Origin of the sequence: Streptomyces alanosinicus (genome assembly GCF_014650595.1) — a bacterium.
GTDB lineage: Bacteria > Actinomycetota > Actinomycetes > Streptomycetales > Streptomycetaceae > Streptomyces > Streptomyces alanosinicus.
In genome coordinates, this window is sequence record NZ_BMVG01000001.1 from 1048644 (window position 1) to 1061084 (window position 12441).

9 protein-coding genes are annotated in these 12441 nt (G+C 73.5%); 5 read left to right on the plus strand and 4 right to left on the minus strand.

Annotation, left to right across the window (positions count from 1 at the left end; translation table 11 throughout):
- Positions 1–194 precede the first annotated feature (194 nt).
- Both IE277_RS04775 and IE277_RS04780 read left to right on the plus strand, forming a co-directional pair.
- A complete protein-coding gene (locus IE277_RS04775; RefSeq protein ID WP_189948726.1) occupies positions 195–1124 on the plus strand; it encodes a bifunctional helix-turn-helix transcriptional regulator/GNAT family N-acetyltransferase in 930 nt (309 codons plus the stop codon).
- Positions 1125–1141: 17 nt separating this feature from the next.
- Entirely contained in the window at positions 1142–1942 is an 801-nt protein-coding gene (locus tag IE277_RS04780) for a sugar phosphate isomerase/epimerase family protein (RefSeq protein WP_189948728.1), read from the plus strand.
- A gap of 50 nt (positions 1943–1992) precedes the next feature.
- Here IE277_RS04780 and IE277_RS04785 read toward each other — a convergent pair whose 3' ends face one another.
- The gene (locus IE277_RS04785; protein WP_189948730.1) at positions 1993–6228 is read right to left on the minus strand and encodes a CHAT domain-containing protein; all 4236 of its coding nucleotides are present in this window, start codon (positions 6226–6228) and stop codon (positions 1993–1995) included.
- A gap of 121 nt (positions 6229–6349) precedes the next feature.
- Here IE277_RS04785 and IE277_RS04790 point away from each other — a divergent pair, with 121 nt between their 5' ends.
- The 3 genes from IE277_RS04790 (at position 6350) to IE277_RS04800 (ending at position 9179) form a co-directional block, all read left to right on the plus strand.
- Positions 6350–6733, plus strand: a complete 384-nt coding sequence (locus IE277_RS04790) for a hypothetical protein (RefSeq protein WP_189948732.1) — start codon at positions 6350–6352, stop codon at positions 6731–6733.
- Positions 6733–7626, plus strand: a complete 894-nt coding sequence (locus IE277_RS04795) for a hypothetical protein (protein WP_189948734.1) — start codon at positions 6733–6735, stop codon at positions 7624–7626. The genes IE277_RS04790 and IE277_RS04795 overlap by 1 nt, the downstream gene beginning before the upstream one ends.
- A gap of 134 nt (positions 7627–7760) precedes the next feature.
- Positions 7761–9179 (plus strand): S28 family serine protease, encoded by a 1419-nt coding sequence (locus IE277_RS04800; RefSeq protein ID WP_189948735.1) that lies wholly within the window; start codon positions 7761–7763, stop codon positions 9177–9179.
- A 4-nt stretch (positions 9180–9183) separates the two neighbouring features.
- Here the strand turns inward: IE277_RS04800 and IE277_RS04805 are convergent, their stop codons facing one another.
- The 3 genes from IE277_RS04805 to IE277_RS04815 form a co-directional block, all read right to left on the minus strand.
- Positions 9184–9774 (minus strand): hypothetical protein, encoded by a 591-nt coding sequence (locus tag IE277_RS04805; RefSeq protein ID WP_189948737.1) that lies wholly within the window; start codon positions 9772–9774, stop codon positions 9184–9186.
- 88 nt (positions 9775–9862) lie between these two features.
- Entirely contained in the window at positions 9863–11752 is a 1890-nt protein-coding gene (locus IE277_RS04810; protein ID WP_373310721.1) for a glycoside hydrolase family 3 protein, read from the minus strand.
- Between the two features lie 263 nt (positions 11753–12015).
- Positions 12016–12408 carry a hypothetical protein gene (locus tag IE277_RS04815; RefSeq protein WP_229880642.1) on the minus strand — a complete coding sequence of 131 codons (393 nt, stop codon included), beginning with the start codon at positions 12406–12408 and terminating at the stop codon, positions 12016–12018.
- Between the last annotated feature and the right edge of the window lie 33 nt (positions 12409–12441).

Consider the following 12441-nt stretch of genomic DNA (forward strand, 5'->3'; position numbering starts at 1 on the left):
GACGTTTCCTTTTAAACCTACGGCGGGATCGCAGGGATGTCAAAGGCAGGGCACACGGCGGAAAGAAATATCCGGGAAAGGAAGTTGGGGCTCCGGCAGGGCCCGGCCGTGGACGCGGGCGGGCGGCGGGGGACGACAGGGCCTAGGCTCGGAGGGACGGAATCTCTGACTGGGTCAAACATCCGGGGGCGATCATGACCGTCCAGGACGTCCGCGCCTTCAACCGCTTCTACACGGGCCTCGTCGGCTCCCTCGACCACGGCCGCCGTCTCTACGCCCCCTACACCCTCACCGAATCCCGCGTGCTGTACGAACTCGCCCGGGTGCCGCACCTCGACGCCGTCGATCTGCGCACCCGGCTCGACCTGGACGCCGGTTATCTGAGCCGCATCCTGAACAAGTTCGAGGACGCCGGGCTGATCGAACGCGGGCCCTCCGCCAGCGATCCGCGCCGACGGCGGGTGCGGCTGACCACGCGCGGCCGGGAGGCCGCCGCTGTGCTGGACGAGCGGGCCCGGGACACGGTCGGTGCCCTGCTCGACACGGTGGCCCCGGCCGACCGGCCACGGCTGGCGGAGGCCATGCGGACCATCCAGGACATCCTCGGCGAGCGGCGCGCCGGGCCGCAGGAGATCGCGCTGCGCGAGCCGCACCCCGGCGACCTCGGCTGGATCGTGCAGCGCAACGCCGCGCTGTACGCGGCCGAGTACGGCTGGAACGCCGACTACGAGGGGCTGGTCGCCCGGATCGTCGCCGACTTCGCCGAGGACCACGACCCGCATCTGGAGCGGGTGTGGATCGCCGAGCGGTCAGGCCGGCCGGTGGGCTGTGTGATGTGCGTACGGGACGAGGCGCCCGGCACCGCCCGGCTGCGGCTGCTGCTCGTCGAGCCCGAGGCGCGCGGGCACGGCGTCGGCGACCGGCTGGTGCGGGCCGTGCTCGACTTCGCGCGCGGCGCCGGCTACCGGGAGCTGGTGCTGTGGACCAACGACGTACTCGCCGGCGCCCGCCGTATCTACCAGCGGCACGGCTTCGTCCTCGTCGCCGAGAGAGCGCACCGCTCCTTCGGGAAGGATCTCGTGGGGCAGGACTGGCGGCTGGATCTGCGCAGATCGGGCGAGTGACGAGTAGGGTCCGAGCCATGAAGCTGGCGTTCTCCACCCTCGGTGTCCCCGGGATGCCCGTCCCGGAGGTCCTGGCCCTCGCGACCGCGCAGGGGTACCACGGCGTCGAACTGCGCGCCCACCCGGAGGAGCCGGTGCATCCCGGCCTCTCCCCCGCCGAACGCGCGCGGACCGCGACCCTGTTCGAGGAGGCCGGGGTCGAGGTGCTCGGTGTCGCCGGGTACGCGCGCGTCGCCGCGCCCGGTGCCGACGCGCCCGTACTGGCGGAGGTGCGGGACCTGCTGCGGCTGGCCCACGACCTGGGCGCGCCCTTCGTCCGGGTCTTCCCCGGCGGCGACCCGGACCGCCCTCGGCAGGAGTCCGACGCGATCGCCGCGGGGCGGCTCGCCACGGCCGCCGAGGACGCCGCCGCGCTCGGGGTGCGGATCCTGCTGGAGACGCATGACTCGCATCCCACCGGTGCCGCAGCGATCCGGGTGCTCGGCCCGGTGGGACACCGGCAGGTCGGCGCGCTGTGGGATGTGATGCACACCTGGCTGGGCGGCGAGCAGCCCGCCGACACGTATGCCGCTCTCGCCCCGCATCTGGGATATGTGCAGGTCAAAGACATCGCCTCGGCGCAGGACACGGCGCCGCTGCCGCTGGGCTCAGGGGTACTCCCCCTCACCGAGTGCGTGGACGTGCTGTGCCGGCGCGGGTGGGACGGGTGGCTGTGCTGGGAGTACGAGAAGCGCTGGTACGGGTCGGCCGCGCCGCTCGCGGGGCTGCTCGGGGCGGGGCGGGAGCATCTGCTGCGGCTCTTGGACGAGGCCGCGTAGATCGGCTGCGGAGGTGAATGCGGAGAAGCGGCTCAGGCGCCGGTGGAGGCTCAGGCGCCGGTGTGCGAGTGAGCGGCCCAGAGAGTCGGCGTGAGCGGGTAGCGCTCGCGTAGGCGCCGGGTGGCGTGGTGCAGGGCATCGGCCGCGCGGGCGGGAGCGGGTGGGGCGGTACCACCGTCGGTGAGGTGGCCGTAGAAGTCGGCGGCGAGCTGGTGGGCGGCCCGGTCGCCCACCGGCCACTGGGCTCCCACCACATGCGGGTAGCCCGCCAGTTGGAACGCGCCGGTGAGGTGTAGCGACTCGTCCGCGAACTGCAGGGCGGTCAGTGCGGTGCTGCAGGCGGACAGGAAGGCGAGCCCGCCGTCCAGGTGCAGGGCGCCGATGTCGGCGACGGTCAGCGGATCGGTCTGGTGGTCGTGGAGGATCAGCCGGCCGCGCCAGGGGTCGGTCTGGTGGGGCTCGCCGTGGCAGGCGAAGTGCGCCACCGGGTGGTCGGGAAGTGCCGCGAGCACGGCCGCGCGGGTCGGGCGGGCCAGGATCTCGGCGCCCGGGATCAGTCCGGTGAGCAGCTCCGCCTCGGTGGCGGCACCGTCCAGCGGGGCGGCACCGGGTGCGTCGGGGACGGCGACGATCGCGGTGCGCGCGCCGGGGCGGGTCCGGTACCGGTGGGCGCGGGCACGGGCCAGTCCCCGCACGGTCGCGGTGTAGGAGGAGACGACCCGGTCGAGCACCGTGCGCGGCGCGTCGCCATGCGGAGAACCGTCGGCGAGGTCGTCGTGGTGCCCGGCGGCATGCAGCGGCAGGTAGGCCATGACCCCGACGGGGCACCACCACACATGCGGCCAGGGCCCGTCCGGAGCCGGAGGCGCGGTGTGGCCCAGAGCGGCCAGCACCGGTCCGGTGACGGCGTCCCAGAGCCAGGCGAGGAAGCGGAGGATGTCGCGCTGGGCGGCGCGGCGGGCGGCGGGGGCGGCGGCGGGGTCGCCGGAGGTCTCGCCGGCGTTCGCGAGGGCCTGGATGCGGCGTACGACGTCCGTCTCGGTGAGGCCGTCGAGCGGTACGACACGCACCGGGTCCCCGGGATCGCCGGTGAGGACGAGGGCGTCGCACCGCGTCGGCGCGGAACTGATGTACACCACCGGTCCCTCGGCCGCCTGAGCGGTGAGTTCGGCGGCTCCCGGAGGTGTGAGGAAGCCGGTGAAGCCGTCCAGGCCGCGGATGCGGGTGAGCAGCGCGGTCCACTCGGCCTGTGCCGCGCGGCGGGCGGCGGCGCGGGCGGCGGGAGGAGCCGCGGCTTCGACGGCCTCGGGGGCGGGCCGGTCGAGAGCCGTGCGGCGGGTGCGCAGCTCCTCGAAGGCCGACGCCAGCTCGGGAGCGGCCGAGTTCAGCAGGTCGAGGTCGGCACCCGCGGCGGCGACCGACTCGGCCGTGAGCACCCCGCGTGACTGCTCCAGCAGTTCCACGGCCCGGCACGGCCGTCCGGCGTCGAGGGCGGCGGCGGCCACCGCGCCCGCGAGCGAACCGGCCTCGCCGATCTTCTGGCCCCGGTCGCCGAGGTCCAGGTCCCGCAGCCCGATCTCCGGCAACAGGGCGACGGCCGCCTCGGCGGCGGCCAGGGCCTTCTGCGCGCCGGTGCCGCCGCGCGGGGTCAGGGCGGCGATCCGCCGGTAACAGGCGATACGGACCTCGACCGGCGCGGACTCGTCCTCGGCCGCCGCCCGGGACGCGGTCAGGATCTCGGGCAGCAGCCCGGCGTCGTCCGTGCGCACGAGGAGCAGGTGGAGGGTGAGGGCGAGGTTGCTCAACTGCGCGGGGAGAAGGGGCAGTTCGGCTGCGGCTTCGACGGATGCGCGGCTGACGGCGACCGCCTCGCGCAGCGGGGCGGGATCGTCGTCCCGGACGTACCGCAGTCTCAGGGCGCCGCCCAGCAGGGCCAGCGCCCGGCTGCGGTTCGGATGGCCGGCGGGAGTGGCGGCGACGGCCTCACGGTTGACGGCGACGGCCTCCGCCAGCAGTTCGGCATCCTGGCTCTGCTGGGCCCGCACGAGCAGGGACGTACCGAGCCCGATCGCCTGAATGCCACGCTTCGGATCCCCCTCGGGATAGGCGGCGAGGGCCTCGCGCCCGATCGCCACCGCTTCGGTGATGTCCTCGGTCCGCCCGGTGCGCTGGTACGACATCTGCAGGGAGGCCCCGAGGTTTCCCAGGTACAGCGGGCGGTTGGGGTGGCCTTGGGGGGTGACGGCGACGGCTTCCCGGCCGGTCTCGATCGCGTCGGCCAGCGACGCGGAATCGCCGGTGTGCCAGAACAGGTGTTGCTGCGCGAGACCGAGGCTGTTCACATGCATGCCCCGGTCGGAGGCGCCCGGCGGTGTGTCCGCCACGGCCGTGCGGAGGGTCTCGACGGCGTCCCTGAGGAGTGCCGCGTCTCCCGTGCGCTGGAACAGGCCGACCAGGACGATCCCGAGGGTGTTGCGGACCGTGGCCCGGACCGGATGATCGGCGGTGATCGAGCCGACGGCCTCCCGCAGCGCGGTGACCGCCTCGTCCAGCGGTTCGTGCTCCCCGTCGAGCTGGTACCTCGTGTGCAGCGCCAGCGCGAGATTGTTCAGCCGCGCGACGCGTTCGGGGTGGCCGACGGGAGTGGCGGCGACGGCGGCCCGGGTGGACGTGACGGCCTCGGCCGCTTGCCCGATGCCGCCGGTGCGTTCGGCCTTCCTGGTCAGCGCGATGCCGAGATTGCTCAGCACGGCGGCCAGGTGATGGTGGCCGGCGGGCAGCATGTCGCGGGCCTGCCGGCCGACGGCGATCGCCTCGTCCAGCAGGTCGGTCTCGCCGGTCTCCTCGTACCGGGAACGCAGCATCGTCGACAGGTTTCCCAGCCGGCCGGCGTGGTCCGCGGAGTCGTCGGGGAGCCCGGCGACGGCGGCCCGGACGGCTTCGACCGCCTCGTCGAACAGGCGCACGTCTCTGACCTGTTCGTACCGGATGTACAGGGCGAGGCCCAGCGTGTTCAGGACCAGGGGGCGATCGGGGTTGCCGACGAAGGCGGCCGCCAGAGCTTCGCGTGCGACGGCCTCCGCCTCCCGCGCCGCGGCGGGGTCCAGGCGGTGCTGGGCCAGCGTCCGCAGTGCGGCGGAGAGGTTGTGCAGGTATCCGATGCGACCGGGCGCACCGGCGGGCACGGCGGCGACGGCCGCTCGCGCGGCATCGACTCCCGCCAGCAGATCGGCCCGCGCACCGGTCCGTTCGAACAGCCGGACCAGGACGGTGCCCAGTTGGTCCAGGCGGACGGCGCGGGAGGGATGGCCGTCGGGCGCGGCGGCGGCAGCGTCACGGCCGACTTCGACCGCCTCGGTCAGCAGGGCGAGGTCGTCCGTCCGTTCGTACTGTGCGCGCAGGGCGAGGAAGAGGAAATGAAGCCGTGCGCCGCGGCCGGGGTCGTGCACCGGGATGGCGGCGACGGCCTTCCGGATCAGCCCGATCGCCTCGGTGGCCGCCGCCTCGTCGTGCCGGGCGCCTGCCCAGGCGAACAGCACGATGCCGAGGTTGTTGCCGTACATCAGCTGGTTGGGGTGGTGGGCGGGGGCCGTGGCGACCGCCCGGCGGGCGACCGCGACCGCCTCGTCGAGGACCGCCATGTCCTTGTCGCGCTGGTGCAGTCGCAGCAGCGCGAGCCCCAGGTTGCTCAGGAACATGGCCCGCTCGGGATGCAGGGTGGCGGCCACGGCCCGGCGGGCGGCCGCGACCGACTCGTCCAGCGCGGCGCCGTCCTCGGTGTGCTCGTAGCTCAGCCGCAGGACGTGCCCCAGGTTGTTGAGGCACATGGCGCGGTCGAGCCCGGGGGTGAGGGAGCCGGCGCTCGCGGCACGGAACAGGTCCACGGCCCGGCGCAGCAGCGGCGGCCGGCGGTCGGCTTCATAGGCGTGGGCCAAGGCGAGGCCGAGTTCGAGGGCCGCGTCACCCGGTATGCCCTCGCTTCCGCGCTCCTCGAACGCCGGCAGCAGTGGTTCCGGTACGGCGTCCGGGTCCGCCTCGTGCACCGGGGCCAGACGGCGGACGGCCTCGACCAGTTCCTCCAGGGTGGGTTCCGTGCTGTAGCGGAACCAGTGGAACCAGCCAAGGATGTGGCACGCCTCGACATCGGCGCTCCGCTCGACGGCCGCGGCCAGAGCGGCGGCCGTCCGCCCGGTGCCGGATGTGAACAGTTCCCGGGCGTCGCCCGTCTCGACGGCCTCGTCGATACGGCGCCGCAATTCGGCGAGCAGTTCGTCCCGGCCGTCCATCGCATCCCCCGCACCTCGCGCCGCGCACCTCTGCCAGGACGGTACATTGACAACTCTCGCCGATGGAAAGAGAGTTGACGGCCAGCCGCGACGCGAGGGGGAAGTGGGGCCGGTGAAGGGCGTGGAACACCGACTGGGCCTCCTGTGCGATCAGCTCACCCGGCACGAGACGATGGCCGCGGAGATCGAGACGGCCGGCGCAGGCACGGAGCTGGGCGAACTGCTCGCCCTGATCGGCCGGGGACCCGGCTCGGCCGCGGACCCGGAGCGGGCGGCGCAGTTGCTGGACGCCATCGAGGACGCCTGTGCCCGGAACTCCCTGAGTCCGCTCGCCGTGCGCGACCACACCGACTCCCGGCTGCCGGGCGGTTTCGGGCTGCGGCCCGAGGGGCGGGCCTGGGTGTGTCCGATGGGCGCCTGCGATCGTGTGGTCCTGCCCGAGGAGGCGAACGAGCGGCCGCGGTGCGCGTCCGGCGAGCCGCTGCGACCTTATCCGCCGCTCTGATGACCGCGCTGCTGGCCGGCGTCGGCACCCGCATCGCGGAACGGTGGCTCCAGACGGTGGTCCTGGCCGGTCTGCTGTGGGTCGCGACGCTGGTCGTCGCCGTGCGGCTGGGCCACGCCCACCCCTTCGACACCGTGCGGCTGACCGACTGGCTCGACCGGATCGCCGCGCACCGGACGGGGCACAGCTCCGCGGCCATCCTGCTGGTCACCGCCGCCGCGCTGCTGGCCGCGGGCGCCGTGGGGCTGGTGGCCGACGCGCTCGGCGGGCTGTTCCAGTGGCTCTGGGGCGCGGACGGGGCGGGGCTGCCGGGCTCCCTTCTCCTGCGCTGGCGGCGCAACCGGTGGCGGCGGCTCAGGGAGCGCGACCGGCGGGCCGTCGCCCGTGCCGCGGCTCGGGCCGGCCCGGGCGGATGGCTGGTCCGAGCCCGCGGCCACCGGGCCGTTCGCCGTCGGCGGGCGCCGGAGCCGCAGCGCCCCACTCGGATCGGAGAGTGCTTCGCCTCCGTCGCCGTCCGCCTGCACGCGCGGTACCGCCTCGACCTGGAACCGGCCTGGCCCCGGCTGTGGGCGCTGCTGCCCGAGCCCCTGCGCCTCGACCTCGCCGGGGCCCGCACGGCCTACGACGCCGCGGCCCGGCTGGCCGGCTGGGGTCTGCTCTATGCGGCTGTGGCGCTCCTCTGGTGGCCCGCCGCCCTGGTCGCGGCGGGTGTGCTCGCGCTCTCCGTCGCGCGGGCCCGAGCCGCCGCGGCCGTCCTCGCCGCCCTGGTCGAGGCCGCCGTCGACCTGCATCTCACCGCTCTCGGTGAGCGACTCGGCGTCGAGGCCGGCGAGATCGGCCGGCTGGGATCGGCGATCGGCCACCGCCTGGAACCACCGAACGCGTCACCTTGAACGCGCCGCCCTGAACGCGTCATCTTGACGGCCGGCCGGCCCGGTCCTCGTAACTGCCTCTGTTGTGAAGGCCGTTCCTCCGATAGCTTCCGGCGCACATGTGTCTCACATCGGTCACACAGGGGAGAGTGCGCATGCGCAAGGCGCTCAGATGGCTGCTGGCGCTCGCGGTGCTGTTCGGCACGCTGAGTGGTACGGCGGCGAGTGCGGCCACCGCCGCCAGGTCCGGGCCCACCGACATCAAGGACCGGCTGCTGTCCATACCGGGCATGAGCCTGATCGAGGAGAAGCCGTATCCCGGCTACCGCTACTTCGTCCTGAACTACACCCAGCCGGTCGACCACCGGCACCCGGACCGCGGCACCTTCCAGCAGCGGATCACCGTGCTGCACAAGGACACCAGCCGCCCGACGGTCTTCTACACCAGCGGCTACAACGTCTCCACGAACCCCTCGCGCAGCGAGCCCACCCGGATCGTGGACGGCAACCAGGTCTCTCTGGAGTACCGCTTCTTCACCCCGTCCCGCCCCGACCCGGCCGACTGGTCCAAGCTGGACATCTGGCAGGCGGCCAGTGACCAGCACCGGGTGTTCGAGGCCCTGAAGCCGGTCTACGGCGGCCACTGGATCGCCACCGGCGGCTCCAAGGGCGGCATGACGGCGACGTACTACAAGCGGTTCTACCCGCGCGACATGGACGGCGTGGTCGCCTACGTCGCGCCCAACGACGTCGTCAACAACGAGGACTCGGCCTACGACCGCTTCTTCACCACCGTCGGCACCAAGGAGTGCCGGGACCGGGTGGACGCCGTCCAGCGGGAGGCGCTGGTGCGCCGGGCGCCGCTGGAGAAGCGGTACGCGCAGTACGCCGCCGGCAAGGGGTACACCTTCGACACGGTCGGCGGACTGGACAAGGCCTACGAGGCGGTCGTCCTCGACTATGCGTGGAGCTTCTGGCAGTACAGCCTGCTGAAGGACTGCGACACCGTGCCGGCGCACGCGGCGACCGCGAGCGACGAGGACATCTGGAAGTCGGTCGACACCATCTCCGGTTTCGCCGCCTACACCGACCAGGGTCTCGCCCCGTTCACGCCGTACTACTACCAGGCCGGCACCCAGCTGGGCTCGCCGACCATCCACTTCCCTTACATCGAGCGGAAGTTGATCCGGTACGGCTACCAGCCGCCGCGCAACTTCGTGCCCCGTTCCATCCCGATGCGCTTCAAGCCGTACGCCATGCGGGACGTGGACACCTGGGTGCGGCACCACGCGACGCACATGCTCTTCGTGTACGGCCAGAACGACCCGTGGGGCTCGGAGCGGTTCCGGGTCGGGGCGGGCGCCCGTGACTCCTATGTCCTCACCGCGCCCGGCATGAACCACGGCGCCAACGTGGCGGGCCTGGTGCCGGCCGAGAACGCCCTCGCGACGGGGCGCATCCTGCAGTGGGCGGGGGTCTCCTCGGCCGACGTCGCCAAGGCCGAGCCCCTGGCCCGCTTCGACGTCAGTCTGGATGCGCGGAATGCCGAGCGCGAGCCCGTGTTGAAGCCGTAGCGGCTCACAGCCGGCGTGCGCAGCCCACCGGATCGCCGCCGCCCAGCTGGACGTAGAGCGTCGTCGACGCGGGGCAGTCGTCCCGCGTCGGCGCCGCCCTGGTGATGCGGTACTGGGGCCGGTGTCCGCCCGAGCCGTCGCACGGGGTCTCGCGGACCTCGCCCGCGCCGGAGGTGTACACACAGTCGCCCGGGATCGTGCGCGGGCCGCCTCCGCCCCCGGGGTCGCCGGGGTGCGGGGGCTCCAGGTCGCGCATGCAGGCGTAGCCCGGGGGGATCGTGGCCTGGGCGCTGATGTGCAGCACGAAGTCGGTTGCCGGCGGGCACAGCGGGCCGTCGGTGGCGGCGCCGTCGTAGCGGGCGACGACCCTGGCCGCCGCCCGCTCGCTGGTGCAGGGCACCTCGGTGAAGCTGGTCGTGCCGAAGGAGCTGCACTCGCCGACCGCGAGGAACTCGGCGCCATAGCCGCCGGTCGTGGCCGGGGTGGGGCGGGCGTCGCCGACCGGGGTGCCCGGCCGCTCCCGGCAGCCGGCCAGCAGGACGGCCGGCAGCAGGCACACGAGGCACACGGCTCCGACCGCACCTTTCCCACGCATCGCCATCCCCCTGACACCCCCGTCCAGCGTGGCCCCCGGCAGCGCGGCCACGCCAGACATGGACGAGGGTTTCCGCCCTTCGGGGGGATTACGCCGGGTGTGTGGCGTACGACGGGTACGTCAGGCCGTGCCCGATCGGATACAGCACCTGACTGGGGTCGTCGGCCCGCTGCACCGGCACCGGCAGCCTGCCGCGCGGGGCCACGCGTCCGGCGATCACCCGTGCGGCGGCGCGCACTTCGACGTCCGTCCAGCCGTAGGACGTCAGACAGGCCTTGACGGAGGGCAGTTGAGCCACGTCGTAGGGGTTGCGGACGGCGAGGACGGCGAGCGGCCTGCCCGTGGCCAGCAGCTGGGACACCAGGGTGCGCTGCGCGTTGTCCGCCGTCACGTTGTACGTCGTCACGACCACGGCGTCCGCGTCCCGCGCGGCCGTGACCGCCTCGGCGACGGCCGCGGCGGAGGGCGCGGTGCCCGTGGACCGGGCGGTGGCGGTGAAGCCCAGCTCGGTGAGGGCGGCGGCCAGCACACCGGTGGGCGGTCCTGTGGTGCCCGAGGGGGAGTCCGGGTCCGCGCCGACGACCAGGATCCGGCACTCGGTACGGGGGGCGAAGGGGAGGGTGCGGTCCTCGTTGACCAGCAGGGTGGTGGTGCGCTCGGCGATCCGGTCGGCGGCGGCCAGATGCGCCCTGGTGCCCACCGTGCGCTCGATGGCCCCCCGGCCGGCGCGGGTGTGGTCGAAGAGTCCGATCCGGGCCTTCAGCCGCAGAATGCGCAGGATCGATTCGTCCAGGCGGGACTCGGTCAACTCGCCGTCCTGGACGGCCTTCAGCACGGCGTTGAACGCCACGTCGATCGACGGCGGGTTGAGCAGCTGGTCGACGCCGGCCTTCAGGGCGAGGACCGGCACCCGGTCGTCGCCGTACTTGGTGCGGACGCCCTCCATGCCGAGGGAGTCGGTGATCACGACCCCGTCGTAGCCGAGTTCGCCGCGCAGGATGCCGGTGACGACGGGGTGGGAGAGGGTGGCCGGGTCGCCGGAGTCGTCCAGGGCCGGGAACTGGATGTGCGCCGTCATGATCGAGTCGATGCCCGCGGCGATCGCGGCCCGGAAGGGCACGGCGTCCAGCTTCTCCCACAGCGCGCGGCTGTGGGTGATGACGGGGAAGCCGGTGTGGCTGTCGACGGCGGTGTCGCCGTGGCCCGGGAAGTGCTTGGCGGTCGCCGCGACCCGGGAGGTCTGATAGCCCGCCACCTCGGCGGCCACCAGTGCGGCGACGGCGCCCGGGTCGGCGCCGAACGACCGTACGCCGATGATCGGGTTGGCCGGGTTGACGTTGACGTCGGCGTCCGGGGAGTAGTCCTGGTTGATGCCCATCGCGCGCAGTTCGGCGCCGGAGATCCGGCCGAGGGTGTGCGCGTCGGCGCGGGAGCGGGCGGCGCCGACGGCCATGGCGCCGGGGAAGAGCGTGGCGGGCTTGCCGACCCGGCAGACCGCGCCGTGCTCCTGGTCGGTGGAGACGAGCACCGGCAGGCCACGCGGCTGGTCCAGGGAGGCCCGCTGGATGCCGTCGGAGAGGTCCGCGATCTGGTACGGGTCCCGGGTGTTGTGGGCCCAGGTGAAGTAGATGATGCCGCCGACGCGGTACTTCGCGATCAGCTCGGCGGCCGTGCGGACGCCCAGCTCCTTGAGGTTGGCGTCGATGTCGGCCTGGTCGGGAGCGGTGGCGGAGTGGCCGTAGACCCGCATCACGAAGAGCTGGCCGACCTTCTCCCGAAGCGTCATCCGGGAGACGAGGGAGCGCAGCCGGCGGGCGTCGGGGGGCGCGGCGGCACGGGCGTCGGTCGGTACGGTCAGCGCGGCGGTGAGGCCCGCGGTCGCGGCGAGGACGGCGCGTCTGGACGGTCTGCCGGGGTCGGACACGTGCGCTCCTTCCAGAGGAGAACCGCTGAAGGAAACTTCCGAGGAGTCACGAATATCCGGGAGGTTTCTTTCCGTCAAGGGAAAGCACAGTAACCGCAAGAGGGGCCGCCATCGGCGCATTGAGGGGGGCGCGCCGATGGCGACGGGCTGTCGGCCGGATGCGGCGGAGAGGGTGGTCGGCGCTCGCTGCCAGGCGTGCACGCCGACACCGCACCACGGAAGACTCCTCCGGCAGCCTGGCCGTTGGACGGGCCGGACACCGGGCCGGTTCCCGCAGCCCGGCGTCCCGGCCGGCCGTCAGCGCCGGGGGCGGGCCGTCAGCACAGGATCCAGCCCGTGTTGACGCCCGGCTTCCCCACCGAGCCCTTGATCCACACGCAGCGGTGGCCGGCGTGGACGGTGACCGGGCCCGCGAGGTACTTGTAGCGGCCCGTGTCGACGACCGGCCGGCCGCCCCTGACCTGGAGGCTGACGGACATGGTCTGGGTGCGGCCCGACTTCCGGGCGACGGTCACGGCGCAGACGTAGCCGTTGTTGTTGTAGACGTGTGTGACGCCGGTGCTGAACGACAGGGTCTGTACCTCCCGCCCGCCGCAGCCGCCACCCGTGGCGGCCTGGGCGGCGCCGGATGTCGCGAGGCCGAGCGTCCCGGCCGCGGCCAGCACCGCCGCGCCGAGCGCCAGCCGTCGGCGTATCCCACTTCTGTCCACTGTTGTCCTCCCCGTCCTCGCGGTCATATCCCC

Coding starts and splice junctions, on each gene's coding strand:
- IE277_RS04775 (WP_189948726.1), top strand. CDS start 195: ATGACCGTCCAGGACGTCCGCGCCTTCAACCGCTTCTACACGGGCCTC.
- IE277_RS04780 (WP_189948728.1), top strand. CDS start 1,142: ATGAAGCTGGCGTTCTCCACCCTCGGTGTCCCCGGGATGCCCGTCCCG.
- IE277_RS04785 (WP_189948730.1), bottom strand. CDS start 6,228: ATGGACGGCCGGGACGAACTGCTCGCCGAATTGCGGCGCCGTATCGAC.
- IE277_RS04795 (WP_189948734.1), top strand. CDS start 6,733: ATGACCGCGCTGCTGGCCGGCGTCGGCACCCGCATCGCGGAACGGTGG.
- IE277_RS04800 (WP_189948735.1), top strand. CDS start 7,761: ATGCGCAAGGCGCTCAGATGGCTGCTGGCGCTCGCGGTGCTGTTCGGC.
- IE277_RS04805 (WP_189948737.1), bottom strand. CDS start 9,774: ATGCGTGGGAAAGGTGCGGTCGGAGCCGTGTGCCTCGTGTGCCTGCTG.